Raw genomic sequence first — 23,142 nt, 5'->3', positions numbered from 1 at the left:
TCCGTTCCTCAGGACAGGGGGAAGGTGCGGGTCGAGCGCCACCCCTCCTGCTCGTGGTGGACGTAGAGGTGGAAGTCGGTGACGTCGAAGGCGCACTCGAAACCGGCCAGATCGTCGAAGGCGCGGTCCAGGGTCGGGTCGTCGAGGTGGTGCGCGACGGTGACGTGGGGGTGGTAGGGGTACTCGAGGTCGACGGCGAGCGGACCGCGGCGTACGGCGTCGGCGAGCTGCTCGCACTGGGAGATCCCCTCCGCGAGGCCGACGAACACCACGGGCGACACGGGCCGGAAGGTACCCGTTCCGCGCAGATGCACCCGGAAGGGCGCGACCCCGCTCGCGGCGCCGACGAGATGCGCCTCGATCTCGGCGAGCGCGCCGGACACCTCGGTCGGCGGGATCAGCGTGATGTGGCTCGGGACGCCCTGGGCGGTCGGGTCACCGATCCGGTGGCGGTAGTCGACCAGCTCGGCGGCCCAGGGCTCCGGGATGGCGATGGCGACACCGATCACCGGCATCAGCGGGCCCCCGAACGACCCGTACGACGCTCCACCGGGGCCACGAACCCGACTCGTTGGTAGACGTCGCGCAGCGTGCTCTCCGCGACGGCCCCGGCGGTCTCCGCCCCCTGGGCGAGCACCTGCATCAGGTGGTCCTGGTCGTCGAGGAGCTCGAGGGTGCGGTCCCGGAACGGGGTCACGAACCCGACCACCACCTCGGCGAGGTCCTTCTTCAGGTCGCCGTACATCCTGCCGGCGTACTGCTCCTCGAGGGCCGCGATGCTCTCGCCGGTCAGCGCGGAGTAGATCGTCAGGAGGTTGCTCACCCCCGGCTTCTCGTCCTGGTCGAAGCGGATCTCGGTGTCGGAGTCGGTGACCGCGGAACGGATCTTCTTCGCCGTGAGCCTGGGGTCGTCGAGCATCTCGATGATGCCCGCCGGCGAGGAGCCCGACTTCGACATCTTCCTCGTCGGCTCCTGGAGGTCGTAGAGCTTCGCGGTCGCCTTGAGGATGTAGGGCTCCGGCAGCCGGAAGGTCTTCTTGAACCGGCTGTTGAACCGCTGGGCCAGGTCGCGGGTCAGCTCGAGGTGCTGACGCTGGTCCTCGCCGACCGGGACGTAGTGGGGTCGGTAGGCCAGGATGTCGGCTGCCATCAGGACCGGGTAGGCGAACAGGCCGACGCTTGCCGCGCCCTCGCCGCCCTTGGCCGACTTGTCCTTGAACTGGGTCATCCGCCGGGCCTCGCCGAAGCCGGTCAGGCCGTTGAGCACCCAGGCGAGCTGGGCGTGGGCGGGCACATGGCTCTGCACGAAGATCGCCGACTTCGCGGGGTCGATGCCGGCTGCGAGCAGCTGGGCGGCGCCGCGCAGCGTGCGCTCGCGCAGCACCTTCGGATCCCAGTCCACCGTGAGCGCGTGCATGTCGGCGAGGAAGAAGAACGGCTGGTGGTCGTGCTGCAGGTCCACCCACTGCCGCACCGCGCCGACGTAGTTGCCGAGGTGGAAGGAGTCCGACGTCGGCTGGATCCCGGAGAGGACGCGCGGTCGCGCGGGCCCCTGGGGCACGGCCGGCTGCGCGGTCTCCGGCGCGGGCGGGTGCTCGGTGGTGGCGGACATGGGAGCGATTCTCTCAGGCGCCCGCGCCCGGCCGAAACCAGGATCGGCCAGGTTCTCGCCCGGTCGCCTGGGTAGGGTCCGCCGGGTGAGGAATCCTCGGGGCCGCACGAGAAGACCACTGGCCCGGCTCAGCCGAGGACGCCCGGGCCCCGCGGCACTCCTCCTGGTCGCCGTCTATCTCCCCGCGTCGCTCCTGGGCTGGGCCGGCTGGGCGCTCGGGCTGGCCCCGGTCTTCACGGAGGCCCGACCGTTGGCCATCACCATGGTCGGCGTGATCGGCCTGGCGACCCTCGGCACGCTGGTCTTCGTCTTCGGCTCGTGGCCGATGCCCACCGGCGCGGGTCTGCGGCTGAGCCGCGGGGTCGGAGAGCAGTACAGCTCCTCCTTCGGGCCCCGTGCCGGCTTCCGCCTCGGGCTGCTCCGGACCGTCCTGCAGTTCGTCGCGACCGGCAGCTGCCTGGCCGCGCTGTTCCTCACGATCCTCGACGTCCGCTGGTTCAACCTGGTGCCGACCGACGAGATGCGCAGCCTGCCGGACCGCGCCGCGACGATGCCGGTGCCGGGCGACTGGCGGCTCAGCCGGACCGACCGGGGAGTCGACGACGACGTGAAGGTGCCCAACGCCTACGTCCTCCAGGTCTACGAGGTGCCGGAGTCCGTGGCGCTGCGCTCCTGGCTGTCCGCGCCCACGTGGGCGGACAACCCGGACGGCCGCTCGTTCGGCGCGATCCAGGTCGAGCGCTGCGACACAGGCACGTCCTGCGTGGCGCACCTCGTACCCGCGGCCGGGCAGGAGCCGGAGTTCTTCGTGACCGCGGACCTGTACGGCGCCGCCTCGGGCAACCCGGAGGTGCGGGTCCGGATCTCCTACCAGGAGTACGTCGCGCCACCGGACCTGGCGGTCTCCGAGGCCACCCTCGAGCGCGCCTCGCTCATGCCCGTTCCGGCCGACTGGGTGCGCTTCGCCGTCGACGGTGGCGGCCGGGGGGTCACCACCAGCGAGAACTACGAGCAGTCCTTCGGTGTGCCGGACACCTTCACTCCGGCCGACCTGGACGCCTGGCTGGCGTCCCCCGCCTGGACGGCCCCGGCGTCCGGGCCGGCCTTCGGCGCGATCACCCTGGATCAGCCGTGTCGTGAGCGGGAGTTCTTCCCCGGGTACGTCTGCGACGTGACCGTGACCGCGCCCCCGGACGCGGAGGTGGTCGAGTCGTTCGAGCTGTCGCTCGAGCCGGACCACACCGTCGTGATCCGCTTCAGGCGCGACTGGTGATCAGGCCGTCGCCCGACGGTGGACGAGCGCCGAGACGACCAGGATCGCCGTCCCGACGGCCGCGAGGACGGCGCCGACGAGAGCGGGCGCGCGGTAGCCGTAGCCGCCGGCGATGACCAGGCCACCGAGCCAGGCGCCGAGGGCGTTGGCGATGTTGAGAGCAGCGTGGTTCATGGCCGCGCCGAGGGTGACGGCGCCGCCGGCGACGTCCATCAGGCGCAGCTGGAGGTTGACGACCAGCACCGAGCCGGTCGCGGTGACCAGGAAGGCCACCGGCAGCAGCAGCCAGCCGTGGGGTGCGGCGGCGTAGTAGACGAGCATCAACGCGATGCCGCCGACGCCGGCGAGCAGCAGGCTGCGGTAGACGGACCAGGCGGCGAGCTCGCCGGCCGCCCAGGTGCCGACGACCATCCCGAGGCCCAGCGCGAGCACGAAGAACGGCACCGTGCCGCGTTCGAGCCCGCCGACGACGGTGACCGTCTTGGCGATGTAGGAGTAGACCGCGAACATGCCGCCGAACCCCACGGCGCCGACCGCCATGGTCAGCCAGACCTGGAGGCTGCCGAAGAACTCGCGCGCCTCCTTGCGGCCGCTGGCCTCGGTGTCGCCCGGGATCGACGGGACCACGGCCAGGACCATCGCCGCGGTGCCGAGGGCGAGCAGACCGCCGAGGAGGTACGTCGAGCGCCAGCCGACCTGCTGGCCGAGGAAGGTGGCCAGTGGGACGCCGACGACATTGGCCACCGACAGCCCGAGCATCACGCTCGCGACGGCACGGCCCCGCCGCTCGGGGACGACCAGGCTCGCGGCGACGAGGCTGGCGACGCCGAAGTAGGCGCCGTGCGGCAGTCCGTCGAGGAAGCGCGCCACCGCGAGCACCTCGTAGTTCGGCGCCAGGGCGCTGAGCAGGTTGAACGCGGCGTACGCCCCCATCAGGCCCACGAGCATCCCGCGCCGCGGCAGGGCGGCGCCGAAGAAGGCCAGGATCGGTACGCCGACCACCACGCCGAGCGCGTAGGCCGAGATGACGTGGCCGGCACTCGGCACCGACACCTCGACGCCGCGCGCGATCTCGGGCAGCACGCCCATCGTCATGAACTCGGTGGTGCCGATGGTGAACCCGCCGACCGCGAGCGCCAGGATCGCCAGCGCGGGTCGGTGGTGGGACACCGCCGGGCGCCCCTCGGTCGAGGTCGTCGTCGGCGAGGAGGTCACGGACGATCGTAACCGGGCGGCACCCGGCGCTATTCCGGGACGTCGGATGTCTCCGCGTGGCTCAGCCGGCGAGGTGACCCCAGTCACCGGCCAGCGTCGACCACGGCCCGACAGCGGCGATCTCGCCGTCGACGAGCACGACGACCCGGTCGGCCTGGGCGAGCGCGGCCCGCTTGGAGGTGGCGCCGATCACGGTGGTGTGCCGCTCACGCAGCGCGGCCCACAGCTCGATCTCGGTGGCGGCGTCGAGAGCGCTCGACACGTCGTCGGCGAGCAGCAGCTCGGCGTCGGCGGCGAGCGCCCGGGCGAGCGCGAGCCGCTGGACCTGGCCGCCGGACAGGCGCACCCCGCGGTGGCCGACGACGGCGTCGGGGCCACCGGCGTCGGCGACGTCCTCCGTCATCCGGGCGGTCTCGACCGGCCGGGCGATCTCCCGGTCGTGGCCGAGCAGGATGTTGTCGGCGAAGGTCCCCGAGAGCACGCGCGGCACCTGGGCGACGTGGGCGACCTGACCGGGCCGGAGGAAGGTCTCGGGATCGGTGACCTCCCGGCCGTTCCAGCGCAGCGTGCCGCGGTGGTCGATCAGTCCGGCCAGCGACGACAGCAGGCTGGACTTGCCGGAGCCGACCTGCCCGACCAGCAGCACCAGCTCGCCGCGCTCGACCGCGAGGTCGATGCCGGCGGTGCCGATGGTGCCGTCGTCGTGGACCGCGGTGTAGCCGGAGAGCTCGAGCCGGTCGAGCGGGACCCGGGTCACCGGGGGCGGCTCCGGGGCGTCGCCGCTCACCAGGTCGATCCCGTCGGGCAGCGCCATCAGGTCGGTCTCACCGGCGAACTGCGCCGTGGCCCGCTGCCAGGCGCGGGTGCCGGGCGCCTCGGTGACGACGGCGCCGGCCACCCGGCCGAACCAGTCGAAGCCGTTGACGGCGGTCGCGACGAGCAGCGCCGTGGCCAGCCCCCACACGTCCCACAGGTAGAGCGCCCAGGCCGCGACCACGCCGACCTGCACCATCACGGTGGGTACGCCGTCGAGGACCGCCTGCACCCGGTGCTCGAACACCGCCGCCTCGACCCGGCCGTCGTCCACCGTGCGGAGGTGGGCGTGGATCTGCGGCGTGCGCCCGGCGAGCTTGACCGTCCGGGCCGACTCGACGGCCGACACCACCGCGCGACCGAACCGGGCCCGCGCCGCCGAGGAGCGCGCCGCCGAGCGGCCCGCGATCGGGCGCCCGACCGAGGAGGCCAGGGCGCTCGTCGCCATCACGATCAGCAGCACGCCGCCGGCCAGCCAGGTGCCGCCCGCGACCATGGTGATCGCGGCGATGAGGAGTCCGTTGACGAAGTCGACCCAGCGGTCGGCGTACCGGGCATAGCGGTCGGCGTCCATCGAGCGGGCGACGACCTCGCCGGGTGGCGTGCGCGGCAGCCGGTGACCGCGGATCTGGCCGAGCAGCACCGCCATCCGCACCCGCAGCATGACCTCGATCCACCAGCGCGGGTAACGGCGGAAGGCGTCGGCCAGCAGGAACGGCGCGACCAGCAGGGTGCCGACGAGGACGGCCATCAGGACGGTGACGGACTCCCCCGCCTCGAGGCTCACGACGACCCGGCCCCACACGAACCCGGTGATGGCACCGAGCGGGGCGAAGATCGTGCCGCCGAGGAACAGGATGACCGACCAGGCGCCCCACCACGGCCGCACCCAGAAGGCGTTCCAGGTGCCGCGGGCGAGCGTCGACCCGGCGGCGACCTCCGGTCGCTCGGGCGGCTCTCCGCTGCGGCGGCGACCGCCGACCGCGGTCCCGGTCGCGACGTCGGCCTCGGCATCGGTGAAGCCGTCGGTGTCGCTGGCGGCGAGCAGCCGGCGGAAGGGGCCCTCGGCCCGGGCGAGCTCGTCACGGGGACCGTGCTGGATGACCCGCCCGTGGTCGAGCACGGCCACGGCCTCGGCCCGCTCGATGGTGCTGAGCCGGTGGGCGACCAGGATGCCGGTGCGTCCGCTGATCAGACGGTCGGCGGCGGCCACGACGCGAGCCTCGGTGACCGGGTCCATCCGCGCGGTGGCCTCGTCCAGCACGACGACCTGGACATGGCGGACCAGCAGCCGGGCGAACGCGACCAGCTGCTCCTCCCCCGCCGACAAGGTGGTGCCGCCGGGCCCGAGGAGCGTGTCGAGACCCTCGGGGAGGCCGGCCACCCACTCGGTGAGGCCGAGCTCCTCGACGGCGGCCACGATCTCCTCACGCGGGACGGACGCGAACAGGGTGATGTTGTCGGCGAGCGTGCCGGCCAGGATCTCGGTGCGCTGGGTGACGACACCGACCCGGCGCCGCAGCTCGTGGAGGTCGAGCGTGGTGATGTCGGCCCCGCCGAGGAAGATCGTGCCCGGCGGCGGCTCGGCGGCGCGCGAGAGCAGCGACGCGAGGGTCGACTTGCCCGAGCCGGTGCGGCCGACCAGCGCGAGCGTGTGACCCTCCTCGACGTACAGCGTCACGTCCTGGAGGGCGAACGAGCCCTCGGTGTAGGAGAAGTCGAGGTGGCGGATGCGCAGGTCGAGCGCGCCCGACGGGACGGACGCGCCGCCCTCGGGCTCGGCCTCGACCGCGAGCAGCTGCCGCAGACGCAACACGGCGCCGAGCCCGGCCTGGATGTCGGGCAGCTGGTGGGCGAGGTTGTTGATCTGGCCGACGAAGATGGTGGTGACCAGGAACAGCGTCACCAGGCGCGCGACGCCGAGATGGTCGCCGCTGACCAGCGCGACGCCGGACAGCGCGATCGCGGCCAGCAGGCCGTGCAGCAGCAGGCCGACCTTGATCGCCAGCCGGGCCTCGATCATGAGGACCCGGCGGAACTTCTCGTGGACGTCGGCGGACAGCTGCGCGAGACGGCGTACGGCGAAGGGCTGGCCCAGGCTCGTGCGCAGGTCGTCGCGGCCCGCGACCCCCTCCTCCAGCGCGGCGGCGTGGTCGGTCCAGGCCGCCTCCTCGATCACCTTGCGGCGGGCGATCTCGACCAGCGCCGGGCGCATCACCCAGACCGTCACGACACCCACGATGGGGAACAGCAGGAAGGCCGGCCACCAGGTGAAGCCCGCGACCAGCCACATCGGGACGGAGGCGAACCCGGTGCGCATCGCCATCCAGATCTGCTGGCGCAGCAGCGTGCCGACCTCGTGGGTGTCGTCGTCGACCCGGTCGAGGACCTCGCCGACCGCCTGCTCGGTGAGGTGGACCAGCGGCTGTTGGAGCGCGGCACTGAGCAGGTCGCCGCGCAGCCGGCCCTCGGCGCGGTCGACCTGACCGGCCCACACCACCCGGCCGGCCGTGTCGACCACGGCGGCACCGACCACGAAGACGGCGAGCCAGACCACCAGGGTCTGCGTGGGATGCTCGGCGATCCGGCCGGCCACGACCGTGCCGAGCGCCTGCCCGAGCGCGGCGAGCGCGACCGCGCCCACGGCGAAGCCCGCGGCCGGGGTGCGCAGGCGGCGCCAGTCGACGCGTCGCGCCGGGTCGCCGCTGACGCGGGGCCGGTCGGAGGTCACGGTGCGGGTCAGCGTGCTGGTCATCGTGGGCCCAGCGTAGGTTCCGGCACCGACACTTCGCCTCTGAATATCTTCCGGTCCGCGGGCCGTCGCGGCCCAGAACCTCCGCATCAGAGATGCTTGAGCGCCTCGCGCCGGCTCAGCGGGCTCAGGTCGTGGCTGTCGGCATAGGCACGGACCCACGCGGGGTGCCGCCGCGCCACCTCGCGCAGCGACCAGCCGATCGCCTTGCGGATGAAGAAGTCCGGGTCGGCCAGGTTCGGCTCGATCAGGGTCGTCAGCAGGTCCCGGTCGACCCGCTCCTTGCGGCCGAGCTGGCTGAGGATCGCCAGGCGGCGCACCCACAGGAAGTCGTCGGTCGACCAGCGCAGGACGGTCTGCGCCGTCTCGACCGGATGGGCGTCGTGCAGGTCGGCGACCCGGCCCGCGGCCTCGTCGACGTGGTCCCACCAGGCGCCGGTGCGGGCGATGTGCTCGTGGAAGGGCACCAGCGACAGGTCGCCCTTGAGCGGGCGGAGGCCGAGGATCGCGGCCGCGGCGTAGCGCTCCTCGCGGTGGGTGGCGTCGTCCCACAGCTCGCGGGCGGCCGCCACCAGCACCGCGGGCTCGCGCACCGCCTGCTCCCGCACGAGCGCCCGGGTCAGGCGGCGCACCTCGGGACCGCGAACGCCGAGGAAGGGCATCGCCGACTTCATGTAGGCCTGCTGGCCCGGGGCCAGGGACGCGTCAGCCGCGGCCCGCAACGTGGTGCGGACCGCGGCCGACAACGACATGGCAGCGCTCAGGCGATGGTCAGGCGGCGCTCAGAACGCGGCCAGCGCCTCGTTGAGCGTCGCGCTCGGACGCATCACGGCCGAGGTCTTCTCTGCGTCCGGGCGGTAGTAGCCACCGATGTCGGCCGGGGCGCCCTGGACCGCGATCAGCTCGGCGGCGATCGTGTCCTCGTTGGCCCGCAGCGTCTCGGCCAGCGGCTTGAAGGCGGCGGCCAGGTCGGCGTCGGCCGTCTGCGCGGCCAGCTCCTCGGCCCAGTAGAGCGCCAGGTAGAAGTGCGAGCCGCGGTTGTCGGTCGTGCCGAGCTTGCGGCCCGGCGAGCGGTCCTCGTTGAGGAAGGTGCCGGTGGCGCGGTCGAGCGCGTCGGCCAGCACCTGCGCGGCCGGGGCACCGGCCTGCTCGGCGTACTTCTCCAGCGAGGGGACGAGCGCGAAGAACTCGCCCAGGCTGTCCCAGCGCAGGTAGTTCTCCTCGACCAGCTGCTGCACGTGCTTCGGCGCGGAGCCCCCCGCGCCGGTCTCGAAGAGGCCGCCGCCGGCGATCAGCGGGACGACGGAGAGCATCTTGGCCGACGTGCCGAGCTCGAGGATCGGGAACAGGTCGGTGTTGTAGTCGCGCAGCACGTTGCCGGTGACCGAGATGGTGTCCTCGCCCTTGCGCATCCGCTCCAGCGAGTAGCTGCACGCGAGCTCGGGCGAGAGGATCCGGATCTCGAGGCCCTCGGTGTCGTGCTGGGGCAGGTAGGCGTTGACCTTCTTGATGATCTCGGCGTCGTGCGCACGTGACTCGTTGAGCCAGAAGATCGCCGGCGTCTGCGAGGCGCGGGCGCGGGTGACGGCCAGCTTGACCCAGTCCTGGACGGGGATGTCCTTGGTCTGGCAGGCGCGCCAGATGTCACCGGCCTCGACGTCGTGCTCGATGAGCACGTCGCCGTTGGCGGCGAGGATGCGGACGGTGCCGTCGGTCGGGATCTCGAAGGTCTTGTCGTGGGAGCCGTACTCCTCGGCCGCCTGCGCCATCAGTCCGACGTTGGGCACGGTGCCGATGGTGGCGGGGTCGAGCGGGCCGTTCGCCTTCACGTCGTCGAGGACGGCCTGGTAGACGCCGGCGTAGGACGAGTCGGGGATCACCGCGAGGGTGTCGTCCTCGCCGCCGTCGACGCCCCAGAGGCGGCCGCCGTTGCGCACCAGAGCGGGCATCGACGCGTCGACGATGACGTCGGACGGGACGTGCAGGTTGGTGATGCCCTTGTCGGAGTTGGTGTAGGACAGGCGCGGGCCTGCGGCGAGGGCGGCGTCGAAGGCAGCCTTGATCTCGGCGCCGTTCTCGAGGGTGTCGAGGCCGGACAGGATGGCGCCGAGGCCGTCGTTGGCGGACAGGCCGGCGGCGACCAGCTGGTCGCCGTACTGGGCGAAGACGTCGGCGAAGAACGCCTTCACCACGTGGCCGAAGATGATCGGGTCGGAGACCTTCATCATCGTGGCCTTGAGGTGGACCGAGAAGAGGACGTCGTCGGCCTTCGCCTTCGCGAGGGCGTTGCGGAGGAACGCCTGGAGGTGGTCCGCCTCCATCTTGGTGGCGTCGACGATCTCACCGGCGAGGACCTCGAGGCCCTCCTTGAGCACGATGCTCTCTCCGGCCTCGGTCTCGAGCACGATCGAGAGGGTGTCGTCCGCGGCGATGGTCACCGACTTCTCGTTGCTCGCGAAGTCGTGCGCGCCCATGGTCGCGACGTTGGTCTTGGAGCCCTCGGCGAACGGCTTGTTGGTGTGGGGGTGGGTCTTCGCGTAGTTCTTGACCGACGCGGGCGCGCGACGGTCGGAGTTGCCCTCGCGCAGGACCGGGTTGACGGCCGAGCCCTTGATCTTGTCGTACTTGGCCCGGATCTCCTTCTCCTCGACGGTGGCCGGCGCCTCGGGGTAGTCGGGGACGGCGAAGCCCTGCTCCTGCAGCTCCTTGACCGCGGCCTTGAGCTGCGGGATGGAGGCGGAGACGTTGGGGAGCTTGATGATGTTGGCGTCCGGCGTCTTGGCCAGCTCGCCGAGCTCGGTCAGCGCGTCGTCGGCGAGGCCGAACTGGGCGAGGATGCGCGCCGCGACGGAGATGTCGCGTGTCTCGAAGGCGACGCCGGCCTTGGCGGCGAAGGCCTCGACGATCGGCAGGAAGGAGTACGTCGCGAGCAGCGGCGCCTCGTCGGTGTGGGTGTAGATGATGCTCGACATGTTCGGGCGTCACTCCTGAGGCCGGTGATGGGATTCTTGACGTCAAGATACCTGATGGTGGGGCTCGGGTCCCTTTCGGTGGCCACAGTAATGACTAGGCTGCCCTGTGTAACCCGGCTGGTTTTCGGGAGTCCTACCGAGGAGAAGGTCAAGGCCATGACAGACACAGCACAGGAAGCAACCGCACCGCCCACCGTGATCCAGAAGATCGCCGCCGAGGCCCTCGGCACGGCCGTCCTGGTGTTCATCGGCTGTGGGTCCGTGGTCATCTTCAGCAACGCCGCCAGCGACACCAGCGGCCTCTCCGGCCTGTTCGCCATCACCTCGATCGGCCTGTCCTTCGGTATCGCGATCGTGGCGATGGCCTACACCTTCGGCCGGGTCTCGGGCGGTCACTTCAACCCCGCCGTCTCCGTCGGCGCCGCGCTCGGCGGCCGGATCTCCTGGAAGGACGCCGGTCTCTACAGCGCGGCCCAGATCGTCGGCGGTCTCGTCGGCGGCCTGCTGCTCGCGCTGACCGCGGTGTCCAGCGACTTCGGGTGGGACTTCGGCGAGCCGCTCGGCTCCAACGGCTTCGGCGACCACGGCGGCGTCGAGCTGCTCGGCGCGCTGCTGATCGAGATCATCTTGACCTTCATCTTCGTGACGGTCATCCTCGGCACGACCGACGAGCGCAACCGCGCCGTGGCCGCGATGGCGCCCCTGACGATCGGCCTGACCCTGGCCGCGATCCACTTCGTGGCCATCCCGGCGACCGGTACGTCGGTCAACCCGGCGCGGTCCATCGGCGTCGCGTTCTTCTCCGGCAGCGACGCGATCGTCCAGCTGTGGCTCTTCATCGTGGCCCCGCTGGTCGGTGGCGCGGTCGCCGGCCTGCTGTACCCGCTGATCTTCGGCCACGGCACCGACCCGGTGCCCGGGTCCGGCCTGAACTTCGGCGCGGGCGGCTCGTCCGACCCGGCCTTCACCCAGCAGTGGAACCAGCAGCAGGGCTTCGGCCAGCAGGGCTACGGGCAGCAGGGCTACGGCCAGCAGCAGCAGGCCCAGCAGGCGCAGCCGATCATCCAGGACGGCTGGCAGTGGGACCCGGCCACGCAGCAGTGGATCCCGGCCCAGCAGCCGGCGGCGCCGGCCGCCCCCGCGGCGCCCGACCCGCAGGCGCCCCAGGCACCTCAGGCACCCCAGCAGGGCGGCTGGGCTCCGCCGGCCAGCGACCAGACCCAGGTGCGCCCGCCGCAATAACATTTGGCCGAGCGTGTCGCCCGATCGGCGGCTGCGCACGGACCCTTCGGGCCCATGCTTGCCACCGATGCGCTGCGCGCGGGGCGCCACGCTGCCGGCCGGCAGCCGAGATGGGCGGTGCCACAGGCCACCCGCGGCAGACTCTCAGCGGGGCTCGTCGTACGCGACGAGCCCCGCTTCGTCTGTCCACACCAACCCGATGCCACGGGCGTAGACCTCCGTGCGGGCGGCGCCCGCGGCGTCCGTGACCTCGATCTCCACCGTCCGGTCGTACGTCGCCAGCGGCACCGTGATCTCCTCGCCCAGCGCCCGGACGGTGGCGACCTCGGACTGACCGGGCGCGAGCGCCGTGCGGAAGCCGTCGCCGAAGCGGGGTCGGGCCGGCATCACCAGCCCCGCCTCCGCACCGGACTCGCCCGCCTGCCACACGCCCTCGCGACCGAGCCACCAGACGTTGCCGGAACGGTCCTGCGCGTAGCGGTCGCGGGCGACGACGCCGTCCGCCCGGGTGCGGACGAGGGTCGTCGTGGCGATGCCCTCCGGGCCGTCGAGCCGCTCACCGGCCTCCACGGTCAGGACCAGCGCGGGCTGCCCGCTCCCCTCGTCGGCGTACTCCCAGCGGGTGCCGGGCACGAGCGGGAACCACGGGTTGTCGACGTCGGCGACGAAGTCGGCCGGGTCGGGGTCGGGCGTCGGGACGACCAGCCCGTCGACACCCGACGGCGGGCTCGGCGCGGACCCGGATCCGCAGGCGGTGAGAGCGCCGGTGAGAGCCAGGAGGCAGGCCGCGATCGCGGCGGGCACACGTGTCCGCATGACGTCATCGTCTCGCAGGAGTGCCCGGCTGCCCGCGCCGGGCCGGGCGCTGCTAGCGTCGCGCGTGGTCCTCTCCGGAAGCTGTTCGGGCCACGCGAAGAGCTTCCGGAGATGACCACCAGTCCCACCGCAACCTCTGAGGAGACCCAGTGAGCACCACCCCGCTCAAGGTGGCCGTGACCGGCGCGGCCGGCCAGATCGGCTACAGCCTGCTCTTCCGCATCGCCAGCGGCGCCATCGCCGGCGACCGTCCCGTCGAGCTGCGCCTGCTCGAGATCGAGCCCGCGCTCAAGGCCCTCGAGGGCGTCGTGATGGAGCTCGACGACTGCGCGTTCCCGAACCTCGCCGGTGTCCAGATCGGCTCCGACCCCGAGCAGATCTTCGACGGCGTCAACCTCGCCCTGCTCGTCGGCGCCCGCCCGCGCGGCCCGGGCATGGAGCGCGGCGACCTGCTCTCCGCCAACGGCGCGATCTTCACCGCCCAGGGCCAGGCCCTCAACAAGGTGGCGGCCGACGACGTCCGCATCGGTGTCACCGGCAACCCGGCCAACACCAACGCGCTGATCGCCGCGAGCAACGCACCCGACATCCCCAACGAGCGGTTCTCGGCGCTGACCCGCCTCGACCACAACCGAGCGATGTCGCAGCTGGCCGCCAAGACCGGTGCCGCCGTCACCGACATCAAGAAGATCACGATCTGGGGCAACCACTCGGCCACCCAGTACCCCGACATCTTCCACGCCGAGATCGCCGGCAAGAACGCCGCCGAGGTGGTCAACGACCAGGCCTGGATCGCCGACACCTTCATCCCGACCGTCGCCAAGCGCGGCGCCGCGATCATCGACGCCCGGGGCGCCTCCTCGGCCGCCTCCGCGGCGTCCGCGACCTGCGATGCCGCCCGTGACTGGCTGAACGGCACCCCCGCGGGCGACTGGGTCTCCATGGCGGTCGTCTCCGACGGCTCCTACGGCGTGCCCGAGGGCCTCGTGTCGTCCTTCCCGGTCACCACCGCCAACGGCGACTGGAGCATCGTCCAGGGTCTGGAGATCGACGACTTCTCCCGCGGCAAGATCGACGCCTCCGTGGCCGAGCTGGCCGACGAGAAGGCCGCGGTCACCGAGCTGGGTCTCATCTGACCCGACCTGCGTACGACGAGGGGCCGGTGCCGTGGGCACCGGCCCCTCGTCGTACCCGCTGACGCAGCGGGTCAGCTCTGCTCGGGGATCGTCGCGGCGAGGACGAGGAGCACCGCCCCGACGGCGACCAGGATGCCGACGTCGAGGAGCCGGTGGCGCACGGCGAGCATGCCGGCGTCCTTCTCCGGCAGCACCAGGCGCAGTCCCCCGGCGACGGCCAGGCCACCCGAGATGATCCGGAGCCCGAGACGCCAGTCCGAGGCGGCCGCCACGACCAGGCCGACACCGACCGCCACGAGCACCACGATGTAGCAGGCGCCGCCGATCGTCGAGGGATACCGGCGTGGCTCCTGGTCCGCGGCCTCGGTGGGGTCGGTGGCGTCGGGCAGGTCCGGGCTCTGGTCGCTCAGCGCGCTGCCTTCCCGGTGGCCGCGGCCTGCTGCTCCGCCATCGAGACCACGTTGGCGAGCAGCATCGCGCGGGTCATCGGGCCGACGCCGCCGGGGTTCGGAGACACCCAGCCCGCGCGTTCCCAGACGTCGGCGGCGACGTCGCCCGCGATCTTGCCGTCGACCCGGCTCACGCCGACGTCGAGGACCGCGGCGCCGGGCTTGACCATCTCGCCGGTGATGATGTCCGGCACCCCCGCGGCGGCCACGACGATGTCGGCCTTGCGCACGTGGGCGGCGAGGTCGACGGTGCCGGTGTGGCACAGCGTGACGGTGGCGTTCTCGCTGCGCCGGGTGAGCAGCAGCCCGAGCGGACGGCCGACGGTGATGCCGCGGCCGACCACGACGACCTCGGCCCCCGCGATCGGCACGTCGTGGCGGCGCAGCAGCTCGACGATGCCGTACGGCGTGCACGGCAGCGGAGCCTCGTTGCCCAGCACCAGCCACCCGAGATTGGTCGGGTGCAGCCCGTCGGCGTCCTTGGCGGGGTCGATCAGGCCGAGCACCCGGTTCTCGTCGCGCCCGCGCGGCAGCGGCAGCTGGACGATGTAGCCGGTGCAGGCGGGGTCGGCGTTGAGCCCGGCCACCGCCTCCTCGATCTCCGCCTGGGTGGCGACCTCGGGCAGGTCGACGCGGATCGAGGAGATGCCGACCTCGGCGCAGTCCTTGTGCTTGCCGTTGACGTACCAGCGCGAGCCGGGGTCGTCGCCGACCAGCACCGTGCCGAGGCCGGGAGTGATCCCCTGCTCGCGGAGCTTGTCGATGCGGACGCGGAGCTCGTCCTTGATGGCGGCCGCGGTGGCGTTGCCGTCGAGCCTCTGTGCAGTCACGGGATGATCCTTCCAGATCGGAGTTCAGCTGACATCGCCCCGCACCCGGCGTCCGCAGGCGGCGGCCATCGCGGGAAGCGGGGCCGACGGAGCGCAGGGAGCGAGGAACGAGCGACCGGAGCGGAGGAGGCGAGCCTTTCCGCGAGCCGCCCGTCTTGCCGCCACGCAGACGTCACCACCTACCCAAGCCAACCGCGCGGCCGGCAGCGTGGCGCGAGGAACGAGCGACACGCTCGGCCCATCCAACTCAGTGGAAGAAGTGGCGGGTGCCGGTGAAGTACATGGTGACGCCGGCCGCCTGGCAGGCCGCGATGGTCTCCTCGTCGCGCACCGAGCCGCCCGGCTGCACGATCGCCTTCACGCCCGCGTCGAGCAGGATCTGCGGGCCGTCGGCGAACGGGAAGAACGCGTCGGACGCGGCAACCGAGCCTCGGGCCCGCTCCTCGCCCTCGACCAGGGTGTTGGCGCGCTCCACGGCGAGCTTGCAGGAGTCGACCCGGTTGACCTGGCCCATGCCGATGCCGACCGCGCCGCCGTCCTTGGCGAGCAGGATCGCGTTGGACTTCGCCGCGCGCACCGAGCGCCAGGCGAAGGCGAGGTCGGCGAGGGTCTGCTCGTCCGCGGCCGCACCGGTCGCCAGCGTCCAGGCCGCCGGGTCGTCGCCCTCGGCCTGGAACCGGTCGGTGTGCTGCATCAGCAGGCCGCCGCTGATCGGACGGGTCTCGACACCGCCCGCCGCCAGCGGCTCGGCCACGAGGATCCGGATGTTCTTCTTGCCCTGGAGCACCTCGACCGCGCCCTCGTCGTACCCGGGGGCGACGATGACCTCGGTGAAGATCTCGGCGACCTGGCGGGCCATCTCGACCGAGACCGGGACGTTGGTGGCGATCACGCCACCGAAGGCGGAGACCGGGTCGCACTCGTGGGCGCGGCGGTGAGCCTCGGCCACGTCGGCACCGACGGCGATGCCGCAGGGGTTGGCGTGCTTGATGACGGCGACGGTGGGCTGGTCGCCGTGGTCGTACGCGGCGCGGCGGGCCGCGTCGGTGTCGACGTAGTTGTTGTAGGACATCTCCTTGCCGTGCAGCTGCTCGGCCGCCGCGAGCCCACCGGGACCGTGGCCGGAGCGGTAGAGCGCGGCCGGCTGGTGCGGGTTCTCGCCGTAGCGGAGCACGGCCTGCTTGTCCCACGTGCCGCCGACCCACGCCGGGAAGCCGGTGCCCTCGGTGCTGTCGGTGAGCACGCTGCCCATCCACGACGCCACCTGGACGTCGTACGTCGCGGTGTGCACGAACGCCTTCGCGGCGAGCGCCTTGCGCTCCTCGTAGGTGAAGCCCTCGCCCCGCGCCGCCTCGAGCGCCCTCGGGTAGTCGTCGCCGTCGGTGACGATCGCGACGGACGGGTGGTTCTTCGCGGCGGCACGGACCATCGACGGACCGCCGATGTCGATCTTCTCGATGCAGTCGTCGACGCCGGCGCCCGAGGCGACCGTGGCGGCGAACGGGTACAGGTTGACGACGACGAGGTCGAACGGCGCCACCTCGAGCTCCTCGAGCTGCGCGACGTGGGCGGGCAGCCGGCGGTCGGCGAGGATGCCCGCGTGGACCCGGGGGTGCAGCGTCTTCACCCGGCCGTCGAGGCACTCCGGGAAGCCGGTGAGGTCCTCGACCTTGGTCACGGGCAGGCCGAGGCTCTCGATGAGGGCGGCCGAGCCGCCGGTGGAGACCAGCTCGACGCCGGCCTCGTGCAGCCCGCGGACGAGGTCGTCCAGGCCGGTCTTGTCGAACACGGAGACCAGCGCTCGCTTGATCTCGATCCGGTCAGTCATGGCAGGTTCACTTCCTCATCGGGTCGCTGCATCTCGATGAGGGCACCCAGGCGGTCGATGCCGACTCGTCACTCCCTGGTGGTGGCCCACCTGCGCCAGTCGTGTGACCGTGATTCTACGGCGGGTCAGCCTCCGAGGCGAACCCGCCGGCCGTCGACGACGAACCCCTCCCGGGCCATCCGGCCGACCGACTCGACGAGCATCGCGCGCTCGGCGACCTTGATCCGCTCGTGCAGCGTCGAGACCGTGTCGTCGTCCTCGACGGGCACGACGGTCTGGGCCACGATCGCGCCGGTGTCGACGCCGGCGTCGACGACGAACAGCGTCGCGCCGGTCACCTTCACGCCGTACTCGAGGGCGTCGGCGGGTCCGTGCATGCCGGGGAACGACGGCGACAGCGCCGGGTGGGTGTTGACGGTCAGACCCCCGAAGCGGGACAGGAACTTCTCCCCCACGAGCTTCATGAAGCCCGCGAGCACGACGAGGTCCGGCTCGAACGCGGCCACCTTGTCGGCCAGCGCCCGGTCCCAGTAGCTGCGGCTGCTGTAGTCGCCCACCTTCGCGACGAAGGTGGGGATCCCGGCGCGCTCGGCGCGGGCGAGGCCCTCGATGTCGTCGCGATCGGCACCCACGGCGACCACGCGGGCGCCGTACGCCGGGTCGGCACAGGCGTCGAGGAGCGCCTGGAGGTTGGTGCCGGAGCCCGACACGAGGACGACGAGGCGAGGGCGGGCGGGCACGGCCCGGAGTCTAGGGCGTGCCGTGGGTCAGGACCGACGCGGCAGCCGTGCGCGGACCGCGCGCAGGGCACCGCGGACCCGGCCGTCGCTGTCGCGCTGCCACCAGCAGACGGCGAGCGCGCCGACCACGCCACCGATGCCGAAGGAGGTGATCGCATGCAGCAGTACGTCGAAGGTGTAGGGCCCGACGTCCTGCATCCGGCCCGGACCGACCGCCCCACCGGCGAACACGGTCACGAGGGCGAGCGCCACGCCCGCGGTGATCCCGCCGGCGCAGCCGCGGATCGCGGCGCGGTCCCAGGCGAGCACCGGACGGTCACGCTGCACCTGACCGGCGACGAGCGCGGCGAGCAGGACCGGGGCGAGCATCAGCCAGTCGGTCCACCACGGCTGGCTGCCCTGGTCGGGCAACGCCGCCAGCAGCGGGAACATCGGCAGCGGCCCGAGCACGACCGCGGTCGTGGACACCGTGGTGCCGGTCCCGACCGTGAACCCCGGTCCGAGGAGGTAGGCGCTGGAGAAGAGCAGCGCGTTGGGCAGCAACAGCAGGGTGAGCGCCGTCATCAGCAGCACCGCGCCGCCGTCGGCGTGCAGCTGCGAGACCACGTTGGCTGCCGTGGAGAAGTCGAGCACGAGGGAGGCCAGGAGGGCGACCAGGCAGATCAGGGCCCAGCGGGCCAGGATCCGGCGGGCGACCAGCGCGACATCTCGCACCGCCGGGGGGACGACGGGCAGCCAGATCGCCGCGCGCCCCGAGCCGAAGGCGATGGCCGGCCCGCCGACGCCCAGGCCGAGCAGCACCGACCACAGGACGACCCGCGCCGGGGCCGGCGAGGACGCCGCGGTCGCCGCGACCGAGGCGGTGACGACGCCGACGACGGCGTAGGTGACGGTGAACAGGCCGGCGGCGTACGGGACGGTGAGGTCGCGCGCCCCGTCGGCGATCCGGTCGGCATCGGGCCCGTGCCCGGAGACGGACTCGCCGACCCGGTGACCGACCCGCCAGACGACCCAGGCACACAGCAGCGTGAGACCGAGCGGCATCGCGGTGATCCGGATGCCCTCGACCGCGACGGTGGAGCCGTGCGCCATCAGCCAGCCGTGGGCGCCCACCCGCAGCGCGCCGCTGGGCGCACCCTCGCCGCCGGCGTCGGTGAGGAACCAGCCGACGACGGCGACGGCCATGCAGACCAGCAGCGGCGCGACCGCGGCGACCACGCCACCGATGCCGGCGGTCGGCACCAGCGGCCGGCTCGTGGCCAGCTGTCGGCGCAGGTCGGCGTCCGACGCGGCCCCGGACCGTCCAGGTCCGGTGCGGCGTGCCGGTGGGCTCTGCAGCGAGGTCATGGTCCGTCCATCTTCACGCGCGGGCCCGGTCGCCGCGGACCGCCACGCCGGGAAGTCACGAGAGTCCGGGAGACGACGGACACGATGGGTCTGGTTGGGGGCGGAGGCCGCCCTCGGCGTACGGTGGTGCGGCCATGGCCACCCCCAGCACCGAGCCCCAACGGTCCGCCTACGTGAGCAGCGCGGACCTGATGGGCAGCTTCGACGCCTTCTACCGCGATGCCCGCGACCGGCTGCTGCTGCAGACCTTCGCGCTCACCGGTGACCTCGCGGTCGCCCGCAGCGCCGTGCGCGAGGCGTTCGTCGTGTCCTGGCACCACTGGCGCAAGACCGGCCGGCTCGCCGATCCGGAGTCCGCCGTCCGTCCCGACGCGTGGCGCAAGGCGCTGCGACGCAGCAGCACCCGCCCGTGGCACCGCAAGAAGGACCTCGACGACGAGACCCGGCGCGTCCTCGACGCCCTCGGCGCGCTGCCGGTGGTCCAGCGCAAGGCGCTGCTGCTGACCCAGCTCGCCGCGGTGACCATGGAGGAGATGGCCCAGGAGATCGGGCTGCCCGCCGAGGCGGCCGAGCGGGAGCTGCAGCAGGGCGCGGCCCAGTTCGCCACCGCGCTCGCCATCCCGACCTCCGCCATCCCTCTCGCGCTCAACGGGCTGGCCGGCGCGATCCGGGCGGTGACCTGGCCGCGGGTGACGATCATCCGGCGTGCCGGAGCCGCCCGCCGGCGTGCGCACACCGTGATCGGCGGCACCGCCGCGGTGGTCGCCCTCGTCGCCGGCGGCGCCGTAGCCACCGACAGCACCGGCGTCCGGCCGACCCTCGACCGCGAGGAGCTGCCGGCCGTCAGTGGGCCGGCCCCCGCGGAGCCGGCGATCGCGACGCTGCCCGACACCACCCTGGTCCCGGTCGACGCGGTCCAGCAGGCGCTGACCGGCCGGGGCTGGACCCAGGCCACGACCACGGACAACTCGTCCGGCAACGGCCTGGTGCTCCCCTGCCAGCCGGCACGGTACGCCGACCCGCAGGGCACCGCGGCGTGGGTCCGCACCTTCCGCGACGGCTCCAAGCCCGCCAACCCCCGCGGCGTCGTCCAGGTCGCCGAGGCCTCCTCCTCCGCGCAGCGCGCGGAACGCACCTACCGGCACACCCGCCGCTGGTTCGCGACCTGTCCCTCTCCTGACGAGGACGGGGCCGAGGCCGTCGTGCCGCGGGTGCAGCTGGTCAGCACCGCCGATCTGCCGGGCGTCGGCGACCAGTCCACGCTGTTCGTGCTGCGCTCGCGCACCGACGCGACGACCCACGTCGTGGGGGTGGCCCGCAGCGGCCTGTTCACCACCGTCACGGCGCTGACCACGACCACGCCGCCGGCGCAGGCCAACCGGGCCGGCGTCGCCCGCCTGCTCGCCACCGCGGTGGGACGGCTCTGCACGCTCCCCGACGCCGGCGGCTGCGCGGATCCCGACCCGAAGCCGGCCCCGCGGGCGCCGTACCCGGCCGGGACGACGCCATGGATGCTCTCGGAGATCGACCTGCCCCCGATGACGCCCGACCCGGGACCGTGGGTCGGCACCCCGGCGGCCAAGCTGACCGAGGACCGGATCGACGTCGGCGCGATCGGCTGCAACACCGTGCACCTGTTCGGCAGGTTCCGCAACCGGGCGATCCAGGCCAACGAGTTCCGGACCTTCGTGTTCAGCGGCGCGAAGCTGCCACCGCAGGTCGGTCTCACCCAGACCGTCGGCACGCTGCCCGGCGCCGCGGCCGGCGCCTTCGTCACGCGGTTCCGCGAGCAGATGGCCGCCTGCCCCGACCTCGACGCCACCGCCGGCACGGAGGTCGAGGAGCTCGTCGCCGCCGACCAGGGCAAGCAGGCGCTCACGGCGTGGCGTCTCAGCACCGCGCTGCCCGGCGACCGGACCATCGAGTACGACGTCGCGGTGCTCCGCCAGGGCACGGCGGTCTCCGTGCTCGTCTACGTGGCGGCGCCCAAGGCGCGGATCGCCAACGAGGACTTCGTCGCCGTTGCCCAGCGCGCCCTCGAGCGACTGGCCCGCACCGCTCCGTACGATCCGAGCTGACCGGAACTTCTTCGTAGGTCCGTGCAACCGGACGCCGTCCTGCGGCGTATCCCCCTCGAGAGTCCGCGGCAGCGGAGGTACGCGAGAGGAGGTCGGCGTGGACACAGCTGAGTTCGACGAGTTCTACACGGCCTCGTTCCGCCGGGTGACCGGACAGGTCTACGCGATGATCGGTGACCTGGACGAGGCCACCGACTGCACCCAGGAGGCGTTCGCCCGGGCCTGGGCGCACCGGCGCACGCTGAACCGCGCCGACCACCCCGAGGCGTGGGTCCGCACCACCGCCTACCGGCTCGCGGTGAGCCGCTGGCGCCGGCGCAGCCGCGGGGCGCGGTCGCCCGACCGAGCCCTGCAGCACGCCGGCGTCGCGGCGGCTGTCGACGAGTCGCACGTCGCGCTCGTGACCGCCCTGCGTCAGCTGCCCGAGGCCCAGCGCCAGGCGTTGGTCCTCCATCACATCGCCGATCTCCCGGTCCAGCAGGTCGCGGCCGAGGTCGGCGTTCCGGAGGGAACCATCAAGGCCCGGCTCAGCCGGGGACGGGCGGCGCTCGCCGCCCTGCTGGCCGACGAGCCCGGCCTGGCGGAGGGAGGAGCGACCCATGCCTGACCAGTCGGAGCACGACCCCATCGACGAGCTCGCGCGGTTCGGAGCCGAGCTCGGTCGCGCAGGAGGAGACATGCCGCTCTCTGCCGTCGACGCGCGCCGCCGTGGCGACCAGATCCGCCGACGTCGTACGACGCTCGTGGCGGGCGGCGCCGCACTCGCGGTCGCCGCCGTCATCACCCCGATCCTCGCGCTGACCGGCAACGGCGGCGACCGGGATCTGACCACCAAGGACCCTGCCGCCGCACTCAGCGAGCATGATCTGCTGACCGACGACGACACCGTCTACAGCGACGGGGCCGACTGGTTCGCGATCGACCCCGAGGAGGGGACGGCGGCGTTCCGGTTCTGCGAGCCGCGGAGCCTCTCCGACTTCGGCGCGGCATCGACCCGGCGGCGCGACTTCGAGCTGCGCAACGCCGAGGTCTCGGTGGAGGTGTCGGGCGACGCCTTCCGGGAGTCGATCGGGCAGTTCCCCGACGTCGCGAGCGCGCGGGAGGCCTACGACGAGGTCGTCGCCTTCGTGCAGGAGTGCGGCGCGCGGGTCGGCCGGACCTTCGATCCGCGCCCCGTCGACCCCGGGGTCGGTGACAGCGAGGCCGTGGTCGTCGACGGCCACTACCCCGGCGTGCCGGAGGACCTCGACCCTTACGGCGACGCGGCCTACATCTCCGAGGTCGGCGTCGCGCGGGTCGGTGCCCGCATCGCCGTCCTGGACTCGGTGATCGTCGGCCAGGACTACAACTACGTCGACGGCACGCCCGTCGAGCGGATGATCCCGGTCGCCGCGGACCGGCTCCAGCCCGGCCCGGACGAGCCGTTCGACCCGACGACCGTGCCCGGCACCCGGATCGCCGACGACTTCCCGCTGGCCGCCGGCTGGCCGGAGACCGGCAGCGACAGCCCGGAGCCCCTGACGGGTCCCCTGCGCGGCCTCGACCCGCTCGTCATGACGGCCTGCGACAGGTCGACACCGGATCCACGGCGGTCCGACCGGCTCTCCGCCCAGTGGGTCGACGTCGAGGACGTCCGCAACCGTCAGCTGACGACGTACCCGACCGAGGACGACGCCGCCGCGGCCGCCGCGGGGTTCGTCCAGGCCTTCCGGGCCTGCCCGCAGGGTCTCGTCGGCGACGACGGCACGACCCAGCGCTGGGACGTCCGGGACGTGGACGCCGGCGACGAGGCCTACGCCGTCCTCGGCTGGCAGCAGGCCGACGGCGGCGCCACCCCCTTCGGCGACACGACGCTCGTCGTCCGGGTCGGCCGGTCGGTGCTCATCGAGAGCCGCGGCGGCCACGCGGGCAACCCGCAGGGCCGCGAGCAGGAGGTCGTCGCCGCGATCTCCACCGACGCGACGCAGGTCGTCGACGCGATGTGCGCGTTCACCGACGGCGGCTGCTGACCCTCCGGACTCTCTCGAGAGGGATTGCCG

At 72.9% G+C, this 23,142-nt stretch carries 18 protein-coding genes and 1 riboswitch; of the genes, 6 read left to right on the top strand and 12 right to left on the bottom strand.

Going from position 1 to position 23,142, the window contains the following annotated elements; translation table 11 throughout:
* Positions 1-8: 8 nt before the first annotated feature.
* Both KVF89_RS17735 and trpS read right to left on the bottom strand, forming a co-directional pair.
* Positions 9-515 (bottom strand): 2'-5' RNA ligase family protein, encoded by a 507-nt coding sequence (locus KVF89_RS17735; protein ID WP_257427412.1) that lies wholly within the window; start codon positions 513-515, stop codon positions 9-11.
* Complete coding sequence (gene trpS / locus KVF89_RS17730) at positions 515-1,612, bottom strand: tryptophan--tRNA ligase (RefSeq protein WP_257427411.1); 1,098 nt, start codon at positions 1,610-1,612, stop codon at positions 515-517. The genes KVF89_RS17735 and trpS overlap by 1 nt, the downstream gene beginning before the upstream one ends.
* A gap of 85 nt (positions 1,613-1,697) precedes the next feature.
* Between trpS and KVF89_RS17725 the strand changes: the two genes are divergently transcribed.
* Positions 1,698-2,885 carry a hypothetical protein gene (locus tag KVF89_RS17725; RefSeq protein ID WP_257427410.1) on the top strand — a complete coding sequence of 396 codons (1,188 nt, stop codon included), beginning with the start codon at positions 1,698-1,700 and terminating at the stop codon, positions 2,883-2,885.
* Here KVF89_RS17725 and KVF89_RS17720 read toward each other — a convergent pair whose 3' ends face one another.
* The 4 genes from KVF89_RS17720 to KVF89_RS17705 form a co-directional block, all read right to left on the bottom strand.
* A complete protein-coding gene (locus tag KVF89_RS17720) occupies positions 2,886-4,100 on the bottom strand; it encodes an MFS transporter (protein WP_257427409.1) in 1,215 nt (404 codons plus the stop codon).
* Positions 4,101-4,161: 61 nt separating this feature from the next.
* Positions 4,162-7,668: an ATP-binding cassette domain-containing protein gene (locus KVF89_RS17715; RefSeq protein ID WP_257427408.1), complete on the bottom strand. Its 3,507-nt coding sequence runs from the start codon at positions 7,666-7,668 to the stop codon at positions 4,162-4,164.
* A gap of 86 nt (positions 7,669-7,754) precedes the next feature.
* Complete coding sequence (locus KVF89_RS17710) at positions 7,755-8,417, bottom strand: DNA alkylation repair protein (RefSeq protein WP_257427407.1); 663 nt, start codon at positions 8,415-8,417, stop codon at positions 7,755-7,757.
* Positions 8,418-8,447: 30 nt separating this feature from the next.
* On the bottom strand, positions 8,448-10,637 hold the full coding sequence (locus KVF89_RS17705; protein WP_257427406.1) for an NADP-dependent isocitrate dehydrogenase: 2,190 nt from the start codon (positions 10,635-10,637) through the stop codon (positions 8,448-8,450).
* A gap of 156 nt (positions 10,638-10,793) precedes the next feature.
* Between KVF89_RS17705 and KVF89_RS17700 the strand changes: the two genes are divergently transcribed.
* Entirely contained in the window at positions 10,794-11,879 is a 1,086-nt protein-coding gene (locus KVF89_RS17700) for an MIP family channel protein (RefSeq protein WP_257427405.1), read from the top strand.
* A 144-nt stretch (positions 11,880-12,023) separates the two neighbouring features.
* Here the strand turns inward: KVF89_RS17700 and KVF89_RS17695 are convergent, their stop codons facing one another.
* Complete coding sequence (locus KVF89_RS17695) at positions 12,024-12,695, bottom strand: hypothetical protein (RefSeq protein ID WP_257427404.1); 672 nt, start codon at positions 12,693-12,695, stop codon at positions 12,024-12,026.
* 149 nt (positions 12,696-12,844) lie between these two features.
* On the opposite strand from KVF89_RS17695, the gene KVF89_RS17690 reads away from it, so the two are divergent.
* Positions 12,845-13,831 carry a malate dehydrogenase gene (locus KVF89_RS17690; protein WP_257427403.1) on the top strand — a complete coding sequence of 329 codons (987 nt, stop codon included), beginning with the start codon at positions 12,845-12,847 and terminating at the stop codon, positions 13,829-13,831.
* Positions 13,832-13,902: 71 nt separating this feature from the next.
* Here KVF89_RS17690 and KVF89_RS17685 read toward each other — a convergent pair whose 3' ends face one another.
* The 5 genes from KVF89_RS17685 to KVF89_RS17665 form a co-directional block, all read right to left on the bottom strand.
* Positions 13,903-14,127, bottom strand: coding sequence for a DUF3017 domain-containing protein (locus tag KVF89_RS17685; protein WP_257427402.1), 225 nt, complete (start codon positions 14,125-14,127; stop codon positions 13,903-13,905).
* A gap of 110 nt (positions 14,128-14,237) precedes the next feature.
* A complete protein-coding gene (locus tag KVF89_RS17680; protein WP_257427401.1) occupies positions 14,238-15,110 on the bottom strand; it encodes a bifunctional methylenetetrahydrofolate dehydrogenase/methenyltetrahydrofolate cyclohydrolase in 873 nt (290 codons plus the stop codon).
* 247 nt (positions 15,111-15,357) lie between these two features.
* Positions 15,358-16,938, bottom strand: a complete 1,581-nt coding sequence (purH, locus tag KVF89_RS17675; RefSeq protein WP_257427400.1) for a bifunctional phosphoribosylaminoimidazolecarboxamide formyltransferase/IMP cyclohydrolase — start codon at positions 16,936-16,938, stop codon at positions 15,358-15,360.
* A gap of 37 nt (positions 16,939-16,975) precedes the next feature.
* Positions 16,976-17,051, bottom strand: a riboswitch (ZMP/ZTP riboswitch).
* A gap of 12 nt (positions 17,052-17,063) precedes the next feature.
* Positions 17,064-17,678 carry a phosphoribosylglycinamide formyltransferase gene (gene purN, locus KVF89_RS17670; protein WP_257427399.1) on the bottom strand — a complete coding sequence of 205 codons (615 nt, stop codon included), beginning with the start codon at positions 17,676-17,678 and terminating at the stop codon, positions 17,064-17,066.
* Between the two features lie 27 nt (positions 17,679-17,705).
* Complete coding sequence (locus tag KVF89_RS17665; protein ID WP_257427398.1) at positions 17,706-19,025, bottom strand: cell division protein PerM; 1,320 nt, start codon at positions 19,023-19,025, stop codon at positions 17,706-17,708.
* A gap of 134 nt (positions 19,026-19,159) precedes the next feature.
* On the opposite strand from KVF89_RS17665, the gene KVF89_RS17660 reads away from it, so the two are divergent.
* The 3 genes from KVF89_RS17660 to KVF89_RS17650 all read left to right on the top strand — a co-directional run bounded on the left by KVF89_RS17660 (position 19,160) and on the right by KVF89_RS17650 (position 23,112).
* Entirely contained in the window at positions 19,160-21,103 is a 1,944-nt protein-coding gene (locus tag KVF89_RS17660; protein ID WP_257427397.1) for a SigE family RNA polymerase sigma factor, read from the top strand.
* A 97-nt stretch (positions 21,104-21,200) separates the two neighbouring features.
* Positions 21,201-21,710 (top strand): RNA polymerase sigma factor, encoded by a 510-nt coding sequence (locus tag KVF89_RS17655; protein WP_257427396.1) that lies wholly within the window; start codon positions 21,201-21,203, stop codon positions 21,708-21,710.
* Positions 21,703-23,112, top strand: a complete 1,410-nt coding sequence (locus tag KVF89_RS17650) for a hypothetical protein (RefSeq protein ID WP_257427395.1) — start codon at positions 21,703-21,705, stop codon at positions 23,110-23,112. Before KVF89_RS17655 ends, KVF89_RS17650 begins: the two co-directional genes overlap by 8 nt.
* The last annotated feature ends 30 nt before the right edge of the window (positions 23,113-23,142 follow it).

The organism is Nocardioides carbamazepini (assembly GCF_024614185.1).
Lineage (GTDB): Bacteria > Actinomycetota > Actinomycetes > Propionibacteriales > Nocardioidaceae > Nocardioides > Nocardioides carbamazepini.
The sequence above is the reverse complement of the archived record's forward strand: the minus strand, read 5'-3'. Positions and strand labels throughout refer to the sequence as shown.

Coding starts and splice junctions, on each gene's coding strand:
- KVF89_RS17710 (WP_257427407.1), bottom strand. CDS start 8,417: ATGTCGTTGTCGGCCGCGGTCCGCACCACGTTGCGGGCCGCGGCTGAC.
- KVF89_RS17735 (WP_257427412.1), bottom strand. CDS start 515: ATGCCGGTGATCGGTGTCGCCATCGCCATCCCGGAGCCCTGGGCCGCC.
- trpS (WP_257427411.1), bottom strand. CDS start 1,612: ATGTCCGCCACCACCGAGCACCCGCCCGCGCCGGAGACCGCGCAGCCG.
- KVF89_RS17650 (WP_257427395.1), top strand. CDS start 21,703: ATGCCTGACCAGTCGGAGCACGACCCCATCGACGAGCTCGCGCGGTTC.
- KVF89_RS17660 (WP_257427397.1), top strand. CDS start 19,160: ATGGCCACCCCCAGCACCGAGCCCCAACGGTCCGCCTACGTGAGCAGC.
- KVF89_RS17665 (WP_257427398.1), bottom strand. CDS start 19,025: ATGACCTCGCTGCAGAGCCCACCGGCACGCCGCACCGGACCTGGACGG.
- purH (WP_257427400.1), bottom strand. CDS start 16,938: ATGACTGACCGGATCGAGATCAAGCGAGCGCTGGTCTCCGTGTTCGAC.
- KVF89_RS17715 (WP_257427408.1), bottom strand. CDS start 7,668: ATGACCAGCACGCTGACCCGCACCGTGACCTCCGACCGGCCCCGCGTC.
- KVF89_RS17700 (WP_257427405.1), top strand. CDS start 10,794: ATGACAGACACAGCACAGGAAGCAACCGCACCGCCCACCGTGATCCAG.
- KVF89_RS17705 (WP_257427406.1), bottom strand. CDS start 10,637: ATGTCGAGCATCATCTACACCCACACCGACGAGGCGCCGCTGCTCGCG.
- KVF89_RS17695 (WP_257427404.1), bottom strand. CDS start 12,695: ATGCGGACACGTGTGCCCGCCGCGATCGCGGCCTGCCTCCTGGCTCTC.